Here is an 18,619-nt window from a genome sequence, read left to right on the forward strand (position 1 = left end):
AATAACAGGGAGATGAAAGCGAGGAAACAATGCTCCCTGGCGGGAGCATTGGGGGGTAACGCTTACTGCCTGATCAGGCGGCCGAGCGCTGGCGCCGTTTCGAAATCGCTGCGGAAGGGGTTGATGTCCAGGCCGCCGCGGCGGGTGTAACGCGCGAACACGCTGAGTTTTTCCGGGCGGCAGCTCTGCTTGATGTCGTTGAAAATGCGCTCGACGCACTGCTCGTGGAATTCGTTGTGCTGGCGGAAGGAGATCAGGTAGCGCAGCAGGCTTTCGCGATCGATTTTGCGGCCTTCATAGTGGATCACCACGCTGCCCCAGTCCGGCTGGTTGGTGACCAGGCAGTTGGATTTCAGCAGATTGGAAGACAGCGTCTCCGCTACGTGCTCCCCTTGATCGGCCGCGCCGCTCAGGTATTCCGGTTTGAAGGCGAAGTCGTCGACCGCGATATCCAGATCGTCGATGTTGATGCCCGGCAGACGATCGATCTGCGCCGGATAACCTTCCAAACCCGGATAGAGCTTGACGGTGACCTGGCCATTGGCCGCCTGCGACAGATCCTTCTGCATGGCGGCGCTCACCTGTTCCACGCTGTCGAAGCGCGTTTGGTTGAAGCTGTTGAGATACAGCTTGAACGATTTGGATTCGATCAGGTTGGAAGAAGAGTGCGGGAAGGTAAATTCGCCGATGCCCACCACCGGTTTGCCCTTGCCGTTGAGCCACGACAACTCGAAGGCGGTCCACAGATCGAAGCCGCTGAATGGCAGCTGCCGCTCGTCCACGCCGATCAGATCGCGGCCGCGCGCGCGCGGCAGGGCTTCGAGCAATGCGGGAGCATATTGATCCGGATAATCGGAGTTCGCGCCAAGATGGGTGATCTTATCTTGCTTTTGGATATGCATATTCATTGCCCTTTGCTTGTTCGGTATTGATGTAGCGGTTAAACAGACTGCGGGTGGCGTAGATCGGCCCGACGCCCAGCAGGGCGTAAACCACCTTGATCAGGAACTGCGACAGGATCATGGTTTTGATGATGTCCCAGCTCAGCACGTTGTAGAACGCCAGCGTACAGAACACCACGCTGTCGATGGCCGACGCCACTACGGTACTGGTGATCACGCGCACAAACAGGTAGCGGGAGTTGGTCAACTCTTTGATTTTGCAGAGCAGGTAGGAGTTGACGTTCTCGGAGATCAGATAGGCCGCCGACGAGGCCACCAGCACCGCCATGATGCTGTGCACGATACCGTTGTAGGTCTCGCTGTACTCCCACTGCGGAATACTCGGCACCAGCGTTGTTACCCAGACCCCCAGGACGAAGGTCAGGTTGGCGATAAACGAGATGATAATCGTGCGCCGTGCCAGCCGCAACCCGTAGAATTCGTTGAGGATATCCACCAGAATGAACGTGAGCGGGTAGATGAAGATCGCCGGCGGCGTGATGAGATTCAGCACCGGGATTTGGATCGGCTTGACGCCGCACAGCGTTGAGAAAATATAAATCACGCTGAGCGCCACGGTAATAATCAGGTAGGCGTACCAGGAGCGTTCGTGGCGATCGCTGAGCTCGTAGGCGGTTTTGTGTTGGTTGTCGCCATAGAGTTTGCGGTACAGCGCCTGCAGCTCGTGCCGGCTCAGATCTTCTGATATTTCGCTGTCGGCCAGCTCATTCAGCCCCATGGTAATGGTTTTGCCGGTGGCCAATACCATGACATTGGCCGCGATGGTGCCATGCCGGGTGAAGCCCAACAGCTTGAACTTCTGATTCGGTTCCATTTATAACCTTTCTCCAACGATGTAACCCAGGAATTGCACGGTGTCCTGAGGGCGTTTGTCCATGCTTTCGCTGTCTTTGTCGTCAACCACAAAGAAGCCGCGTTTTCCCGAGTGATACAGCAAAGGTGAATCGCAAATCAGTACCGGCGGCCTTTTGATGATGATGACCTCGCCGGGAATAAATGACCCTTTAATTTCGGTCTCTATTTTCATTGCCAACATGTTCGACTCATCGCCGAAGAAATAAGTCAGAGGAAACTCGGTGACCAGCTGCCCGATCTTGCGCTGCGAGACGGCCAGATAGCGCGACTGGGGGATCACCGGAATGGCGGAAGGGTTCTTGTTGCCTTCGGTGGACAGCGTTTCGTTGAGCAGCTCCAGTTTTTCCAGATCGTAGTCTTCGATCTCTTCACAGGAGACACCGAAGAAGTCGGAGATCCGATTCACGGTGGATTGCTGAACGTTGTTCACTCTTCCGTCAAGAATTTTGTAGAGGGTAGTGCGCGTCAGGCCGCTGCGATTGGAAAAGGAAGCCTTGGTTTCACCGCGGGTACGCATCAGATATTCAATATTTTTAATGATGTTGATTTTGCGCTGTGCGTTGGTGGTTTTCATTGGCTGTCCTTACAAACATTACGCAGGCTTCACTATATCTTACGCATTGGCGTTGTCCAGATAAAAAGGCGCAGACGAGCGGGTAACGAACTGATTATTAGCGGTAATTATTGTTTACCGTCAGCCGTTTAGCGCAGTGATGTCAGCGGGGGTAGCCTGCTTCCTCTGCGAGAAAGATAAAGCCGTGCAAATCAATTGATTAGGTTTTACTTATAGAAAAGTGAACACAAAAGCCGGTTTTATGTTTACTTTTATGTTGACCAAAGCCGATTTCATGGGCTACTGTTCATGCAAGCTGAAGTTTTTCTTTACGATCAAAATACGGAAGCCGACAGTTTTTATAATAAAAAGCTCAGAGGGGGCATTGCCACACTCTGAGCATAAATGGATAGCTTGCTACCGACACCAGGGACCCTAAACACCACGGCCGTTTGTCTGCGCGATCGGCCCCATCTTTTGCATTGAATCCCCTTTTCGAGCGTCAAACACTCCCCCGATACCGGAGGAGTGCATTACCGCGTGCGCGAAAATCAGAGAGACTTCTGCGAGGCCAGCGGTTTTTGCGCCCGACTGAAGGCCAGTTTAAGCACCCAATACAGCAGGCTGGCCGCTACCAGGGAATTGATGGTCGGTACGCCCCATTCGGTCGCCAGGCCAACGGCGCCGCCGGCGATGCTGGCGACGATCGCCGCCCAGCCGATGGTTGGCGTTTCGTTCGGCAACTGGCCCGTGCGGCGGCTCTCGTCCAGGATCTTGCGGTGGCTGCGCAGCAGGTAATAGTCCACCAACATGATGCCGATAATCGGCGGGAAGACCACGCCAAGCACCGTCAGGAAGTCGACGAAGCGGTCGAGAATGCCCAGCACCGACAGCGTAGTGCCCAGAATCCCGATCACCAACGTGGTGTAGGTGTACTTCAGCTTTTTGCCGGTGATGCCTTCCACCGCGTTGACGATGCCCAGCGAAGAGGAATACAGGTTGAGATCGTTGACGCGCAGGGTGGAGAACACCACTACCAGCAAACCGGCGCCGCCGGCCGCTTGTGACATGATGGTGACTACATCCGCGGTGCCCAGGGTTTTGGCGATCAGGATCGCCAGGCCGTTTACCACGAACTCGCCGGCGATGATGGTGAAGAGCGTGACGCCGAGCACGTGCTTGCCGTTTTTGGAGTAACGGGTCAGATCGGGGGTCATCAGGCTGGCCACGATGGCGCCGCCGACGACGATGGTGATGCCGGCGCTGATGGTCAGCGGTTCACCCGGCGGCGCCAGCTGGATGATCTCCTGCAGGTTATGCCCGGAAAGCGCGGTCACTGAAATAAAGGCCACCAGCATGATGAACATCGGCACCGCGATACGTGCGGCGATGCGCAGCGCCTTGAAACCGAATGCCACCAGGATAGTCAACAGCGTGCCCGAGAGCCCGGCGGCCAAGCCAAAGCCCAGCTTATTGCCGAGCGCGAAGTCGAGCGACTTGGCGAAAATGGCGTTCTGAATGCCGAACCATCCCAGCAGGCTGACGGCCACCACCACGCCGATCAGCACCGAGCCCAGACGGCCGAAGCCGCACCAGCGCGCCAGCAGGCTGCCGGAAATGCCTTCACGCATGCCCGCCAGCCCCAGGCCGTAGGTCACCACGCCGAAGATCAGGCTGCCGACGAAAATGGCGGTGAAAGCGTCAATCAGCGTCATGGAGTTGCCGAGTACGGCGCCGAGCATGAACTGGTCCAGCGCGGTCAACATGCCCATATGCACGATGGCCACGCTTAAAAACGAGACTCTTTTATCCTGCGGCACCCGGGTGAGCGGATAATCTTCGATCTTTATCACGGTGAGATCTTCCTTGCGGTTCAAATAAACTGAATGCCTTTGGTTATCAGGCGATCGGGAATGTAGTTATCCAGATTGGCGTATTTGCAGTATTCCTCAAATTGTTGCTGAGTATGCACGTTGGCCTTCTGGTAAATGTTATAAATGCGGTTTTCGATGGTCTTATTGCTGACGTTATAGATTTTTGCGATCTCTTTTACCGTAAATCGTTGCAGCATAAGAAAAATGACATCGAGTTCGGCACGGGTGAACAGCTCGTTATTGACTTCGGTGGTCAATACGCTGGGTTTTTGCTGATTGATGTATTTCAGCGGTGACAGGCTGTTCATCGGCTTGGCGTTCCAGATCACGCCAATCACCTGTTTGTCATCGTTGTACACCGGCAGCTTTTCGCTGATAAACGGCGTCAGGCTGTCTTTGCCGTACCAGTAGTGGGTTTCTATGACCGTGACCCGATCGCGCGCCGCTTCGGTCATTTTGTCATGCTCGATAAAGTCGGCGGCGGAGTCGGCCCAGTCGGCGGGGAATTCGTGGTCATATTTGCCGGCGACGTCGAAATTCAGCGGCGTATTGGTATAGAGATAAGCGGCACGATTCATATAAAGGTGGCGGGACAGCTGGTCTTTGATGCCCCAGGGCTCGCTCAGGTGCTCCATCATGGTGATGAGGCCCTTAAAATAAGATTCATTATTTTTATGCGATGAATCCATACCTACCTCTGCGCCGCTCAGGCCGCGTTACAGGCTTTTAGCCAGGTAATGGCGGGTGTGGCGATGCGCGTAGTCGCCCAGCTCGCCGTAGACCCGGTAGCCCAGTTTTTCGTAGAAGCCTCGGGCCTGGAAATCGAAAGTATCGACATAGGCCATATGGCAACCGCGCTTGCGGGCTTCTTCTTCGGCCAGTTGCATCAGCTGGCGGCCGTAACCGCTTTTGCGACATTGATCGCCGACCCACAGATACTGCACTTCCAGGCCGCCCCACCAGGTGCGTGCGACCAGGCCACCGACGATCTGCTGGTTGTCGTCAGTGACGGTCAGGAACAGTGGGTGAATGTCTACTGGCTGGGTTTTATGGTTGTGAGCCCAGAGGCTGTCGATAACGAACTCTTCATCCTGCGGGTTGGGTTTGTCGGTGATATTAATATTCATTTTTAATATAATTCCCTGATTTAATTATTCAAAACTGAACTAGGCGCTTTCGCCCTAACCGCTTCTAATATCACTTTCATTAATGTATTTCAAGGGTGGTTTTCACCCTTTTCCGCCAGGTGAGAGGCCGCTTATAGTAGGTGCCACAGGGAGAAGAAAATAGTGAAACAGGCGGTATTAAAACGCTGAAATGCCCTGCTAACACCATCTTTTCCTACTTGCGCCTCACCAGGGCCCCACCGGGAAAACTGCAGTACTGTATGGCTCCACCGGATAGAGCAAGCTCACTTGCCGACGGGGGAGCCACTTTGTTTTTTGACGCCCCCACCCGCGCCCGCCATTCTCTGTCTCAGATAGTAAACACTCTTCTTATCAGAAGATATGCGCCGCAGATGAAAATATGGCCGATAGCTTCTGATCCGCTGATTTAGTCCTCTGCAATGACGCTGCCCAGCGCCGGCTCGATGGCCGCACCCAGCATGGCGCCGTGTCCCAGGGCAGGCCATTCGCGATAGCCGACGGTGAGACCGTCGAGCTGTGCCAGGTGTTCGGCCAATAAACGCGTTGCGTCCGCCGGCAGAGCGGGGCTCTTCACGCCGGGCGGGGCAGCCCGATCGCGTTCTGCCAGGCCAACCCACAGTTGCAACCTGGCCGCCGGCGCCGCGCGCCGTTCTGTCATCTGCTGTGCTTCTTGCAGGATCATGCCGTCGCCCCACCACAGCGAGGGTTCCACGGCGATGTAGCGCTGAAAGGCGGTGGGATGGGTGAACAACGTATGCAGAACGAAGAGCCCGCCGTAGGAGTGCCCCCACAGCGTTTGCCGCTGAGGATCGACCGCCAGTTTGGCGGCGATCGCCGGTTTGATCTGGGTCTCAATCAATTGCAGGAACGCATCCGCGCCCCCGACGGCCCGCGGCGGTTTCTTCATGCCTGCCGGCAGAGGGAGCGTATAGTCGTAGGTGCGGCCGGCGGCATCGATGCGCAGATCGTTGTCATAGCCGATCATCACCAGCACCGGTGGCCGCTTCGTTGCTGCCAATTTGGCCAGTAAGGCGGCGTTCAACTCCATCAGCACCGCATTGCCGTCGAGGAAATAAACCGTTGGATAGCCGTCTGGCACAGGCGCCTGACGCGGTTGGGCGATGCGAACACGATAATGCCGTTGGCCATCGGCGGAGGTGAATCGCAGATCGCTGAAGCGGTAATCCGCAGTATCGCTATCGGCTACGGTAGTGCCGATCTTGCGTTCCAAATCGGGCCTGGCCATCACGGAGCCCGGCAGCCAAAGGCCGATGGCGAGCGCCAGAAGCGCGGAGATAAAATGCCGGTTGGACAATAACATGCGGATCAACATCCTCGAAAAAGGCCGATAGTAGCATCCGTTCGCGCCCGGTAAAAACCTACCTTTAGGGCGGACATTCCGGTCGCGAAGCGCTGCCAGGCGTTGCTTTGCCAGGTTAATAGCAACTCATTGTTATTATTGGTAAGTCAGGAATAAGAGGGATTACAATTAATTAGAAATAGTTATGGTTTTTATGGAGGGGGAAATGGTGAAGGTAGGTAAAAACACACGGTTATCAACGATTTTTAGCGAAAAAAGCCCTATAAAATAGGGCAAAGACACACAACAACACCAGGGAAACTTTCCTGTATCTTATATTATAGCTTCCTATACATATAGAACATTTTATTATAAATATGTAAGTGATTCTTATTAATCACTTAATACCATTGTTTTTCAAATGGTTATGTGATCTGACTGGCGTATTGCACTTGGGTCGGGTGTGGGCTGCCAGGGATAGGCAGCAGAGATTTTGCTGTAACGGTGGCATGAACAGGCGAGGTCATCGGCCCGATATCCCTCAGGGCAATACCGGCCCGCGGGCTGCAAAAAGGCCGGCCGGTATTTATCCTCAGGCGCAGCCGATCTTCACTGTGGGATGTGGGACCAGGTGAAAATCAGTGCTGTTGCAACGTCAACATCTCGCCAAGCAAAACATCGGTTGGCGGCAGAATATCCGTATCCAGCCCGGCGGATGGGGTAAAGGTCAATTCGCCGAAAATGATCTGGCCTTTGGAGATGTAGAAATCAACGCGAACAAACTCGAAGGGCGCGGACAAGCGTGAGGCGTACTCAAACAGCTCATCGTAGCCTTCTGGCTTCACGAAGGCGTCTATTTCTTCCTGGCTCAAGGCCAGGCAGTCATCGCTGTAGCACAGAAACTTGAAATCTTTGTCAAAGAAGTAATACTTCGGCGACCCGGTTTCTCTGCCGACACACAGCAACGTGCAGTAAGGTACACCGCGGAAACAATAGATTTTATAGTCTTCAGGTCCGTGACCATTGGCCGATTCGATATATTTCTCCCCAATGATCTTTTTTTGTATCCCTTTGTAGTTGAGCTCTACATAAGTTTTCCAATAATCGTCTTTCATCCAAGCGTCGATCAATTTTTTTGCGCTCTTGATATTCAGCAATTTTTTATTCTGGCAAATCAGGTTATACCCGGAACCGTGATTCCCTTTGATCACAAACTTATCCGGCAATGCGTCCCACGGAATATCGTTTACTGAATCACAGGCAAAGTACAATTCATTAAGGATCTCTTCGCACCCTTGATCTTTGATGTACTGTCTTACCGCATATTTATCTGCACACTGCTTCACCAACGCATTGTGACTATAGCCATTCAATTTCAGGTGATTGATCTTTTCATTCCAGGTGGACGGCGCCTGCAAGTTTAACGGTTTGCCAAATGCTTTTTTGTAGAGCAATCTGGCCTTGAATTCGGGGGCCAATACGGCCAGCTGCTTCGTAATAAATTTAATGACTTGTCTTTTCATATACGTAATTCCATCAAAGCGTAGTGACAATGATTAAGTCGTTCTTGTATTTAAAACGCGGGTGGTGCGCTTTCACTGCGCCATTGAATGGCTGTCGGCGTTGTTCCCAGTTCAAATGGCTTGTGGTCTAACGCCCGATTAAGAATGCGAGCCGACCGCCACGCCATCAGGCTCAACTGCGGATCGGCAATGCCGTGATTGTGCATACTGGCGTTCATGGCGAATAAGCAGTTCTCCGCCGGGCCTTCCCACTCAAAGGTAAAGTCTGGGGCGATGCGGTATTCGCCCTCCGCAGTGGTTAGTAAGCGGTGGGCCAAAGGTTCAAGGAACTCTGGCGTGGCCGATTGATAACCGGTGGCAAAGATCACCACGTCCGCCTTGAAGGCTTCTTCGCCGTGATCGAGATGATGACGCGTTTCGAGTTGGTAGGCGTTATCCAGCGTGTGTTTCACGGCCGTCAGCGAACGGCTGGGCAGCAGGCGCACCCATAATTTCTCGCGCAGGACGTCGAAGCGGTGGTACATGGCGCGATAAATCGCTAGCAGCGACTCACTGGTGATGCCGTCTGAGGTCATTTTCTGTTCGGCCAGCATATGCCGTTTGGCCGCGCTATCCAGTGAGTAAAAGCTCTCGACGTAATCGGGCGTGAAGTATTCGTTGGCAAAGGCCGCTTCATCGAGCGCATTATAGTTGTTGCGGCGCGATATCCAGTCGAGCTGCTCCGGTTGCCCCCATTCCCCTTTAAAAATATTGAGGAACAGGTCTGCGCCGCTCTGGCCGCCACCGACGATCGCCACGCGTTTGCCGGTCAGATCGGGGTTGCGCAGCATCATTTCGCTGGCGTGGAAACAGCGATCGCTTTGCGTCGTCACGCAATCAGGCAGCTTTATTTTCTTGCCAATACCGATACTTACGTGCCTGGCGTGGAAGACCTTATTCGAGGTGGTCACCACGAACTGGCGCTGCCGATCGTCAAATTCGACCCGCTGAACGTCTTGATTGAATGCCAATGATCCCATCCCGGCGGCGGCCCAGGTGAGGTAATCGGCGAACTCTTCGCGCGATGCGGTGCGCTGCTCCGTCGTCAGGAAACGATAAAATTTTCTGTTTTTTACCAGATAGTTGAGAAAACTGTAGCGATTGGTTGGGGCAACCGCGCTCACTAAATCTTTTAAAAAGTTGGTCTGCATACTGCAGTCCGCCAGGATCATCCCTGGGTGCCAGGAGAAATGAGGTTTGCGTTCAAGGAATTGTCCCGTAAATCCCTCTATTTCACTTCCTAAGGCTGCCAGGCTAAGATTCGACGGGCCAAGGCCAATACCGATGATATCCAAATGCTGATTCATTAATAAGCTCCAGTATAATGAGAGTAATACCCAGAAATACGGCCGCAGATAGGGTGGCTTATAGCAACCAGGCTGCCTTTTTCTTATAAGTAAGCTTCACGAATTAAATGTAATTAAACGGTGTGCAGGCCAAAAATACCGCACTTTTAAATACCCGTTTAGAATTCGGTAGCGCATTAGGTAAAGGCTACGGGTGTATTTCTTTCCATGAAAATTCCTATGAAGGTTTTGCGCGTGTATTTAATGAATATTCCTAAGTAAAAATCCGATCTCTCCCTGATTCATCAAGCCATGAAAACGGCCACCAGGGAGGATGCCCACCGTATGAGTTCTTATCTGCTTTTCTGGTGTCTATGCCATTGCATTGCCGGGATCGGTGTATTCGTTGCTTAGAATAGCCTTAAAATAGGCACGGGGAAGGTGAAATAACGTGATATTAGAGGCAGGATGCTTTTTGCAAAGATGAAATCGGAAGTGAAATTATGAAATCTGCGCGTTGTGATTTAGTTTTTATCATTAAATTCAATGTGTTATTTTGTTTTTTGCGGCAGGGTATCACACTCTTTCACTAAGGTGATACGCACACTTCTGTACCTTTATCTCTTCTTGTTGCCCCCCGAACGGCAATATTTTACCCCGAGTTGCATCACCCTATGGGCGCGGATGGTTCGCGTTAACTACCGGTGTTAGGGTTCGTTTAATTAATGCCGGGCAAAGGCTGGCCGGAGAGGACGCTTGCTCGAGGCGAGTGTGAAAAACCTGGCCACGCTGGCGCAACGGTTGAATCCGATCCGGCAATCTGCCTTGTCATCATCATTGACCATTCTTACCGACAATAAAAATCTTTTGGTCAGCTCGAGGCATTTTTGCCCCCTGGACTGAATGGCTACCGTTGCGCCACAAGCGTGAAGACCTGCCAGGTTGATCAATCACGGGAGCTTCAAATTGCTGAGATAGTCATACTGGGCTTTCGAAATGTCCAGTTCCCCATCGCTGAAAAAAACTTTTATAAACATATCGCCCTGGCCGACGATATCTACACGCTCGTAGGTTCCCGTTACAAAACGGCGCACGATGGCCTGAATGGTCTCGGCATAGTTAGCAGGAACTGCATTATTATCCGTGACTTTTTGTTCAAATGTAATAGGGTACTCTGCTTGAGGATCGGGGCTGTATTGTGCGCGTTTGGCTGCGCTTTCAAACTTGAAATCATTAAAGGCATTGTGGGTAGAGTTAAACATATCGGCAAGGTTTTTGATATGCGCCGCCATCTGATTCACGACCATGGTTTTATTGGTCACGAAGCGTTTACCCAAATAAGTGCCTGTCACTACAGCGAGCTGGGCGGCATTTCGGCCTAAAATGCTGCCAACGCCAGAACCGGCTCCCGTCCATAATCCCGCGATCAAAACCAGACCGGCCCCGCCTACGGTACTCGATGCGATATTCTCAAAATGCTGAACACGGGCTCCCATTTGCCATGAGGTTCCGGGAAAAGAGACATTAATTCGGTTATCCAGGTGATTAATTCTTCCGCCTGGTCGTTGTCCTGACTCAATAGTATTGGCTGTCAACCGGCGGTTGTTTTCATCTTTGAGTTCACCCAGCGTAAACGCGATCTGGCCGGTCTCCGTTTTTGTTAATCGAAAGACTTCTTCTGGTGACAGAGACCTGACGAGGATCAGCGCCTCATTTAAAATCTCGCGGGTCAAAAAGTTGGCCGACACCCGATTATTCGATTCGTGTTGCGATGTCAGAGCTAAAATTTCATGTGACTTAGGAAATGCCATAATGCCCCCGTCATTACGATATGCACCGTAATGTGATTAGCTTTCTTTATTTTTCTTAATATCCCAGCCCATCTGCACCGAAGCCCCTTTATTACCTTGCTTCGCTTGCTCCCAGTATTCCATCGACACTTTACCGGCCTGAAAAGAGTACTCAATACCTAGCGTGGAACCGTGCTCGACACCGATGAAGTCGGTATGAGTCACCAATACATCTTCCAGGGTAATGCGGGTATATTCCACTTCCTGCCCACCGGCTTTGCAAAGAGACAACTGCACCTTGGCGAGATGTTTACCGGCCGAGCAGTATTTCAATAAGGCAGGTGTCGCTTTATCTATCAGAGCCTGTACGGTCAGATCGCGAAAGTTCACTTTACCCGCACCGCCGCCGCCGCCAACGGCCATATTGCCAGGCTGTCGCGCGCCCCAGTTAAAGGAAAAGACATCGATCCATTGCTTGTGATTCGCATTTTTCGATTCACCATTAATGCCTTCAACTTTTAAAAACATATCCATTGCCATGATTTTATCACCCGATCATTAACGTATTGTTAGGTGCCAGAATGCGCTTAGCTCTCTTTATTCTGCTTGATATCCCAACCAGATTTGCTTTCCGCGCCTTTAGTGCCGCTGCTGCCTTGTTCCCAGTAACTCATGGTGACTTTTGACGCCTGGAAGGCGTAATCAACCACGATCGCATCATTTTGGCCTACACCGTTAAAATCAGTTTGCGTCACCAGAACGTCTTCGAGAACGATTTTGGAATACTCCACCTGGTTGCCGCCCGCTTTGCATACGGAAAGCTCGATTTTCGCGACATGTTTTCCACTGGAACAATATTTGAGAATAGCGGGCGTAGATTTGTCGATAAGGGCTTGAATACGGAGGTCTTGATAATTCACTTTGCCAGAGCCACCCCCGCCGCCAACAGCCATATTTCCTGGCTGTGAAGCGCCCCAGTTAAACGAAAGTACGTCGGTCCATCCTTTATGATTGCTGTCTTGGGACTCGCCCGTCATTCCTTCAACTTTCATATACATATCAATGGCCATTGTCGCCGGATCCTCCATTATTTCGTGTTGGCAGCGGAATAGGTTAAAAATGCCTTATCAATGGGTAAAATTCAGCATAGCCCTATATGAATGAATTGACAGTAATGTCGTTTTTATTCGGAATGTTCCTAGTTTTTTTGCAATATATTATTATTTAACAATGGGATGCGGTTATATGTTCGTAACTGTCTCCCATCACCGTTCGACAATAAAACACTCAATAAACACGGAATATGAGCGCGTTCGTTTGACGTTCGGGTAGTTGGGGATTAGGGGCGCTCTTTCGAGAGAGTCCACCTGTAATGCGAAGTTACACCCCATCGGATGAAGCGATGGGGAATCCGTACTCCAGAAAGCGAAAAACCCGCCATAGGCGGGTTCTTCTGAATAGGGCGACCGGACTCGGACAACCGGCGCTGGCGCCGTGTTGAACAGCGCTTCAGCGCTGGCCCGCAGGGTGAGGTCTTCAGGCCGAATAATCGAACGCAGTTCGATGGAGAGTCCGTACTCCAGAAAGCGAAAAACCCGCCATAGGCGGGTTCTTCTGAATAGGGCGACCGGACTCGGACAACCGGCGCTGGCGCCGTGTTGAACAGCGCTTTAGCGCTGGCCCGCAGGGTGAGGTCTCAGACCGAATAATCGAACGCAGTTCGATGGAGAGTCCGTACCCCAGAAAGCGAAAAACCCGCCATAGGCGGGTTCTTCTGAATATGGTGCCCGGACTCGGAATCGAACCAAGGACACGGGGATTTTCAATCCCCTGCTCTACCGACTGAGCTATCCGGGCAACGGGGCGCATTAAACCGTATTGGCCGGATGGCGTCAATCGCTTTCTGTCACAAAGCCGATCGGTTGCTCTATTTTCAGGCAGCGAACCCGAGGCGCTAGAGCCTGTGGCGATATCGCCACCCAATAAATATGCATAAAAAACGTGTATTTATACCACTTTATCAATGCTGTGTTTCATGTTTGTTTTTAAATAACAACGTGTTACATTTTTATTAACGCAAGCTCAACCCAGATGATTCTCGCTTGAACCTCGTATCGAATCATGCAATCATTGCGCAAATTTTAGCACTCTCCGTTCCCTGACGGTGTTCCCGCTTCTTATAAGCCAGAGGGTTATTGGCATGACTGGTTTTGTTGCTCAAGCGCTGCTGCGCACCAGACATCTGACGCCGTCACCGTTCCGTCGTTGTTTCCTCCGCACGTCCTCCGCCCGAATACGCCTGCCGGCCATGCGGTAAGGCCGCCTGATGCTCGCTGTTAGGCATGCGTAAAGCCAGCGCTTCTGCCCTGATTTTACTGATGCCTGTCGGATGCTGCCAAGACCAGTTCCCCCGATAGCCGCCTGATGATCCCCCGATCATGAGCCGGTCACGCACGCCGCTTATGCTGCCGTGCCCGGGTATCGCTTTTACCGGGATAACCGCGTTATCTCATTACCGTGCCGGTGGCACACCCTCATCCTTCACCGTTTGAGAGTCAGCATGATGAAAGAATTGAAAATCGCGACCAGCGCCAGCCTGGTCGCCACCATTGAGACGCTGCGCCAGATCGTGCGCGTAGAGCAGACGGACTACACCGACGTGGCGGCGGTGGTGGTGTCGGTCGCCGACGTGGACGCCGGCATTCTGGCGTGCTTGCAGGCGACGGGGTTCGATATTCCGACCTTCGTGGCGGTGGAAGGGGACGAGCATCTTTCCCCGGATTATCTGCCGTTTGTCAGCGGGATCTTCGCGCTGCTGGCCGGCGCCAGCAAGCCATTCTACATGGCGCAGCTGGAGGCCGCCGCCGACGCCTACGAGCAGGCGCTGCTGCCGCCGTTCTTCAAAACGCTGAAGACCTACGTCGAGATGGAAAACTCGACCTTTGCGTGCCCGGGGCATCAGGGCGGAGAGTTCTTCCGCAAACACCCGGCCGGCCGGCAGTTCTTCGATTTCTACGGTGAAACCCTGTTCCGTTCCGATATGTGCAACGCCGACGTCAAGCTGGGCGATCTGCTGATCCACGAAGGATCGGCCAAGGATGCGCAAAAGCACGCGGCGCGGGTGTTCAACGCCGATAAAACCTACTTCGTGCTCAACGGCACCTCGGCGGCCAACAAGGTGGTGACCAACGCGCTGCTGACCCGTGGCGATCTGGTGCTGTTCGATCGCAACAACCATAAATCCAACCACCACGGGGCGCTGATCCAGGCCGGCGCTACGCCGGTCTATCTGGAAACCGCCCGCAACCCGTTCGGCTTTATCGGCGGTATCGATGCGCACTGCTTCGACGAACGCTACCTGCGCGAGCAGATCCGCGAAGTGGCGCCGGAGAAAGCCGCAGCGGCACGGCCGTTCCGGCTGGCGATCATTCAGCTCGGTACCTACGACGGCACGATTTACAACGCTCGCCAGGTGATCGACACCATCGGCCACCTGTGCGATTACATCCTGTTCGACTCCGCCTGGGTGGGCTACGAAGGCTTTATTCCGATGCTGAAAGAGTGCTCGCCGCTGCTGCTGGAGCTGGACGAGCACGATCCGGGCATTTTTGTCACCCAGTCGGTGCATAAACAGCAGGCGGGGTTCTCGCAGACCTCGCAGATCCACAAGAAAGACGACCATATCAAAGGGCAGAAGCGCCACTGCAACCATAAGCATCTGAACAATGCGTTCATGCTGCATGCGTCGACCAGCCCGTTCTATCCGCTGTTCGCCGCGCTGGACGTCAACGCCAAGATGCATGCCGGCGCCGCCGGACGTCGCATGTGGATGGACTGCGTCAAGCTGGGCATCGAGACGCGTAAACAGCTGCTCACGCGCTGCTCGCAGCTGAAGCCGTTTATTCCGCTGCAGGTGGCGGGCAAGGACTGGCAGGATTACGATACCGATCTGATTGCCAACGACGCGCGTTTCTTCACCTTCGTACCGGGGGAAACGTGGCACGGCTTCGAAGGCTATGCCCAGGATCAGTATCTGGTGGATCCGTGCAAGTTGCTGCTGACCACGCCGGGGATTGACGCCGCGACTGGCCAATACACCGAGTTCGGCGTGCCGGCCACCATTCTGGCCAACTTCCTGCGCGAGAACGGCATCGTGCCGGAGAAGTGCGATCTCAACTCGATCCTGTTCCTGCTGACTCCGGCGGAAAACCCGGCCAAGATGGAACAGCTGGTGGAGATGCTGGCGCAGTTCGAGCGCTATGTTGCAGAAGACGCGCCGCTGAGCGTGGTGCTGCCAACGGTATACCGCAAGAACGAGCAGCGCTATCGTGGCTACAGCATTCGCCGGCTGTGCCAGGAGATGCACGATCTGTACGTCAGCTTCGACGTCAAGCAGCTGCAAAAAGAGATGTTCCGCCAGGATCATTTCCCGCCGGTGGTGATGAACCCGCAGGACGCCAACGTGGAGTTTATCCGCGACAACGTCGAGCTGGTGCCGATCGGCCAGGCGGAAGGGCGCATCGCGGCGGAGGGGGCCTTGCCGTACCCGCCGGGCGTGCTGTGCGTGGTGCCGGGCGAAGTGTGGGGCGGCGCGGTGCAGCGCTATTTCCTGGCGTTGGAAGAGGGCATCAACCGCCTGCCGGGCTTCTCGCCGGAGCTGCAGGGAGTCTACATCGAGAAAAAAGATCACGGCTGGAAGCGCATCTTCGGCTATATGATCAAGCCATAGAAAAAGGGCCGGTTCGCACCGGCCCTTCTCATTTATCCACGCGGGAAGCGTTACTTTCTGCGGTAGCTCTTCTGCGCGGTATTTACTTTCACCAGATAGCGGCGCGACTCGGCGGCCGGGTGCTTGGTGGTCAGCGTTTGGTACACGTCGCCCGGCTGCATGCCGTTGATGATGCCCACCGCACGCGTTCTGTCGCTGGAGAACACCCGCAGCACGCTGCCTGCGCCGCCGTTGTAAGCGGTGATCACCGCATAGCGGCGCGAGGTCGGGTTCTGAATGCCGCCCAGGTAGTTGTTCTGCAGGATAGCCAGATAGGCGGTGCCGGTGTCGATGTTGTTCTCCGGATCGAACAGGTAGCTGCGGCTCGGGGTGCCCCATTTGCCGCGCATCTGGAACACATCCTTACCGGCGGTGTGCTGCACCACCTGCATCAGGCCCAGCGCGTCCGAACCGCTCACCGCATACGGGTTGAAGCTCGATTCGGTCTGCATGATAGCCAGGATCAGCGACTCGTCCACGCCGTATTTTTCCGACGCCTTGCGCACCATCGGCAGGTATTTATGCGCACGTTTGTCCAGGTGGTTCGGCACCAGTTGGATGGTGACCGAGTAGATCACGTGCAGGCCGGAGGTGCGTTTTTGCAGCTTGGTCTGCAGCAGGTAATCGGCGAAGTGCGCCGCGCGCCATTCCCAGCGGATCGGCGCGCCCTTGTTATCCAGCACCTGGCCGTACAGGAACGGCTCTTTGCTGATCTGGATATCGTTGGCGTCGGAATAGAGGTCGATCGAACCCGGATCGTCACCCATCAGCAGCGTGCTGATGATCGCCTGGCGCAGGTGCGCAGCCGGATCGGTGGTGGCGATGGTCTCGATGGTAATGGCGCCGGTGTCGAAGTTGATGTGGCTGCGGGTTTGGTATTGGTCGGTATATTTAACGTAGTCTTTCGGCCCGGCGATCAGAACTTCATTCAGACCCCAGATGTTCTCGATGTTGTGGGCAAATTGGCCCATCAGAATGTCGAAGCCGTTGGTATCTTTGATCCAGGCTTCGTTGATTTCTTCACTTTTTTTGCCGGAACAGGAGATCAGCAAAGGCGCTATTACGAGCAAAGCTAAAATTTTCTTCATCTTAAAGCCGTTTGGAAGAAGTATAAGAGGATTGAAGCGGGCCAGCGCCTGGCCCCAACAGCGTTATTCGCTCGGCGGCGTATAGCCTTCGATGTGCACGTCGTGCCCTTCGAACAGGAACTTGATCATTTCCTCTTCCAGCAGCTTGCGGTCATCCACGTTCATCATGTTCAGCTTCTTCTCGTTGATCAGCATGGTCTGCTTCTTCATCCACTCGCCCCAGGCTTCTTTGGAGATCTCGTTGTAGATGCGCTTGCCGACGTCGCCGGGATAAAGCTGGAAGTCCTGGCCTTCGGCGTCGCGTTGAAGGAAAGTACAAAAAATGGTGCGGCTCATGCTAATTCCTCATCGATGGCGCTATCGCCATATAAGTTTTGTTGGATCGGGGGCTGCTTCGCCAGCTGTTGCAACAGGCGATCTACCGGCGCTGCCAGCCCGACCGACGGCGGCTGCGCTAAGTTATACCAGAGACCCGCGCCCTCATCCATGCCGCTGCCCGCCGCGTCGAGCGACAGCCACATCGGCACGATATCGAGATGGAAATGGCTGAACGTGTGGCGAAATGCGGTCAGCTGTTCCAGGCGCTTGCCTTTCAGACCGCGCTGCTGCAGCCAGAGTTCCAAATCCACGCGCGCGCTGAACTGCGGGAAGCAGAACAGGCCGCCCCACAGGCCCACCGCCGGGCGTTGTTCCAGCCACACGCGGTCGCCGTGCTGCAGCAATAAGAAGTAGGCGGTTTTTTCCGGCAGAGTCTGTTTGGGTTTCTTGCCGGGGTAGTTGGCCCAGCTGTGGTTGGCGTAAGACAGGCAGCCGACGTTGAGCGGGCAGAGCTCGCACTTGGGCTTGGAGCGGGTGCAGACCATAGCGCCCAGATCCATCATCGCCTGGTTGAACTGGCCAACGCCCTGGGCTGGGGTCACCTCTTCGCTGATTTTCCACAGCCGGTTTTCGACTTCTTTCTTGCCCGGCCAGCCTTCCACCGCGTAGCAGCGAGCCAGCACGCGCTTCACGTTGCCGTCGAGGATCGGATAGTGTTGGCCCAGCGCCAACGACAGCACCGCGCCGGCGGTAGAGCGGCCAACGCCCGGCAAATCGGCGATTTCTGCGAAGGTTGTCGGGAACTCGCCGCCGTGCTGTGAGACAATGGTCTGCGCCGCCTTGTGCAGGTTACGGGCGCGGGCGTAATAGCCGAGACCGGTCCACAGATGCAGCACTTCGTCCAGCGGGGCCTCCGCCAGCGCGCGCACGTTAGGAAAACGGGCCATAAAGCGCTGAAAATAAGGAATGACGGTGGCAACCTGGGTCTGTTGCAACATCACCTCGGAGAGCCATACTTGATAGGCGGTTTTCTCCAGCTGCCATGGCAGGGTCTTGCGGCCGTAGCGCTGGTACCAGTCAAGCACCACCTGTGCGAATTGTTGTGCTTGCATCAT

Annotated in this window: 16 protein-coding genes and 1 tRNA gene; 1 reads left to right on the forward strand and 16 read right to left on the reverse strand. The window is 54.2% G+C overall.

What is annotated here, in order from left to right; translation table 11 throughout:
• Positions 1-62 precede the first annotated feature (62 nt).
• From queF to RE418_RS09695, 13 genes are all read right to left on the reverse strand, one after another.
• Complete coding sequence (queF, locus tag RE418_RS09635) at positions 63-902, reverse strand: NADPH-dependent 7-cyano-7-deazaguanine reductase QueF (RefSeq protein WP_043142166.1); 840 nt, start codon at positions 900-902, stop codon at positions 63-65.
• Positions 880-1,776, reverse strand: a complete 897-nt coding sequence (locus RE418_RS09640; RefSeq protein WP_399676129.1) for a queuosine precursor transporter — start codon at positions 1,774-1,776, stop codon at positions 880-882. Before RE418_RS09640 ends, queF begins: the two co-directional genes overlap by 23 nt.
• Positions 1,777-2,391 carry a helix-turn-helix transcriptional regulator gene (locus tag RE418_RS09645; protein ID WP_025304268.1) on the reverse strand — a complete coding sequence of 205 codons (615 nt, stop codon included), beginning with the start codon at positions 2,389-2,391 and terminating at the stop codon, positions 1,777-1,779. It abuts the gene before it with no gap.
• Between the two features lie 530 nt (positions 2,392-2,921).
• Positions 2,922-4,223, reverse strand: a complete 1,302-nt coding sequence (locus RE418_RS09650) for a cytosine permease (RefSeq protein WP_025304267.1) — start codon at positions 4,221-4,223, stop codon at positions 2,922-2,924.
• A 20-nt stretch (positions 4,224-4,243) separates the two neighbouring features.
• Positions 4,244-4,933: a PAS and helix-turn-helix domain-containing protein gene (locus RE418_RS09655; protein ID WP_025304266.1), complete on the reverse strand. Its 690-nt coding sequence runs from the start codon at positions 4,931-4,933 to the stop codon at positions 4,244-4,246.
• 27 nt (positions 4,934-4,960) lie between these two features.
• Positions 4,961-5,371 (reverse strand): GNAT family N-acetyltransferase, encoded by a 411-nt coding sequence (locus RE418_RS09660; protein ID WP_019453029.1) that lies wholly within the window; start codon positions 5,369-5,371, stop codon positions 4,961-4,963.
• 427 nt (positions 5,372-5,798) lie between these two features.
• Entirely contained in the window at positions 5,799-6,713 is a 915-nt protein-coding gene (locus tag RE418_RS09665; protein ID WP_025304265.1) for an alpha/beta hydrolase, read from the reverse strand.
• 617 nt (positions 6,714-7,330) lie between these two features.
• Complete coding sequence (locus tag RE418_RS09670) at positions 7,331-8,215, reverse strand: ATP-grasp fold amidoligase family protein (RefSeq protein WP_025304264.1); 885 nt, start codon at positions 8,213-8,215, stop codon at positions 7,331-7,333.
• A gap of 50 nt (positions 8,216-8,265) precedes the next feature.
• Positions 8,266-9,561 carry a lysine N(6)-hydroxylase/L-ornithine N(5)-oxygenase family protein gene (locus tag RE418_RS09675; protein ID WP_089181346.1) on the reverse strand — a complete coding sequence of 432 codons (1,296 nt, stop codon included), beginning with the start codon at positions 9,559-9,561 and terminating at the stop codon, positions 8,266-8,268.
• A 929-nt stretch (positions 9,562-10,490) separates the two neighbouring features.
• Positions 10,491-11,351 carry a hypothetical protein gene (locus tag RE418_RS09680; protein WP_225735547.1) on the reverse strand — a complete coding sequence of 287 codons (861 nt, stop codon included), beginning with the start codon at positions 11,349-11,351 and terminating at the stop codon, positions 10,491-10,493.
• Between the two features lie 36 nt (positions 11,352-11,387).
• Positions 11,388-11,870 (reverse strand): Hcp family type VI secretion system effector, encoded by a 483-nt coding sequence (locus RE418_RS09685; protein ID WP_399676133.1) that lies wholly within the window; start codon positions 11,868-11,870, stop codon positions 11,388-11,390.
• 47 nt (positions 11,871-11,917) lie between these two features.
• Positions 11,918-12,400 (reverse strand): type VI secretion system tube protein Hcp, encoded by a 483-nt coding sequence (locus RE418_RS09690; protein ID WP_025304260.1) that lies wholly within the window; start codon positions 12,398-12,400, stop codon positions 11,918-11,920.
• 711 nt (positions 12,401-13,111) lie between these two features.
• Positions 13,112-13,187, reverse strand: a tRNA-Phe gene (locus tag RE418_RS09695).
• Between the two features lie 706 nt (positions 13,188-13,893).
• Between RE418_RS09695 and speF the strand changes: the two genes are divergently transcribed.
• Positions 13,894-16,059 (forward strand): ornithine decarboxylase SpeF, encoded by a 2,166-nt coding sequence (speF, locus tag RE418_RS09700; RefSeq protein ID WP_399676268.1) that lies wholly within the window; start codon positions 13,894-13,896, stop codon positions 16,057-16,059.
• 50 nt (positions 16,060-16,109) lie between these two features.
• Here the strand turns inward: speF and mltC are convergent, their stop codons facing one another.
• The 3 genes from mltC to mutY all read right to left on the reverse strand — a co-directional run bounded on the left by mltC (position 16,110) and on the right by mutY (position 18,619).
• Positions 16,110-17,186 (reverse strand): membrane-bound lytic murein transglycosylase MltC, encoded by a 1,077-nt coding sequence (mltC, locus tag RE418_RS09705; protein ID WP_004937402.1) that lies wholly within the window; start codon positions 17,184-17,186, stop codon positions 16,110-16,112.
• Positions 17,187-17,249: 63 nt separating this feature from the next.
• Entirely contained in the window at positions 17,250-17,522 is a 273-nt protein-coding gene (locus RE418_RS09710) for an oxidative damage protection protein (RefSeq protein ID WP_004937404.1), read from the reverse strand.
• Positions 17,519-18,619, reverse strand: a complete 1,101-nt coding sequence (gene mutY / locus RE418_RS09715) for an A/G-specific adenine glycosylase (protein WP_074055087.1) — start codon at positions 18,617-18,619, stop codon at positions 17,519-17,521. The genes RE418_RS09710 and mutY overlap by 4 nt, the downstream gene beginning before the upstream one ends.

The organism is Serratia sp. szju, from assembly GCF_044594185.1.
Lineage (GTDB): Bacteria > Pseudomonadota > Gammaproteobacteria > Enterobacterales > Enterobacteriaceae > Serratia > Serratia bockelmannii.

Bases quoted from the DNA above. Each gene is read 5' to 3' on its own strand.
- queF (WP_043142166.1), bottom strand. From the start codon at position 902: ATGCATATCCAAAAGCAAGATAAGATCACCCATCTTGGCGCGAACTCC.
- RE418_RS09640 (WP_399676129.1), bottom strand. From the start codon at position 1,776: ATGGAACCGAATCAGAAGTTCAAGCTGTTGGGCTTCACCCGGCATGGC.
- RE418_RS09645 (WP_025304268.1), bottom strand. From the start codon at position 2,391: ATGAAAACCACCAACGCACAGCGCAAAATCAACATCATTAAAAATATT.
- RE418_RS09655 (WP_025304266.1), bottom strand. From the start codon at position 4,933: ATGGATTCATCGCATAAAAATAATGAATCTTATTTTAAGGGCCTCATC.
- RE418_RS09660 (WP_019453029.1), bottom strand. From the start codon at position 5,371: ATGAATATTAATATCACCGACAAACCCAACCCGCAGGATGAAGAGTTC.
- RE418_RS09665 (WP_025304265.1), bottom strand. From the start codon at position 6,713: ATGTTATTGTCCAACCGGCATTTTATCTCCGCGCTTCTGGCGCTCGCC.
- RE418_RS09670 (WP_025304264.1), bottom strand. From the start codon at position 8,215: ATGAAAAGACAAGTCATTAAATTTATTACGAAGCAGCTGGCCGTATTG.
- RE418_RS09675 (WP_089181346.1), bottom strand. From the start codon at position 9,561: ATGAATCAGCATTTGGATATCATCGGTATTGGCCTTGGCCCGTCGAAT.
- RE418_RS09680 (WP_225735547.1), bottom strand. From the start codon at position 11,351: ATGGCATTTCCTAAGTCACATGAAATTTTAGCTCTGACATCGCAACAC.
- RE418_RS09685 (WP_399676133.1), bottom strand. From the start codon at position 11,870: ATGGCAATGGATATGTTTTTAAAAGTTGAAGGCATTAATGGTGAATCG.
- RE418_RS09690 (WP_025304260.1), bottom strand. From the start codon at position 12,400: ATGGCCATTGATATGTATATGAAAGTTGAAGGAATGACGGGCGAGTCC.
- speF (WP_399676268.1), top strand. From the start codon at position 13,894: ATGAAAGAATTGAAAATCGCGACCAGCGCCAGCCTGGTCGCCACCATT.
- mltC (WP_004937402.1), bottom strand. From the start codon at position 17,186: ATGAAGAAAATTTTAGCTTTGCTCGTAATAGCGCCTTTGCTGATCTCC.
- RE418_RS09710 (WP_004937404.1), bottom strand. From the start codon at position 17,522: ATGAGCCGCACCATTTTTTGTACTTTCCTTCAACGCGACGCCGAAGGC.
- mutY (WP_074055087.1), bottom strand. From the start codon at position 18,619: ATGATGCAAGCACAACAATTCGCACAGGTGGTGCTTGACTGGTACCAG.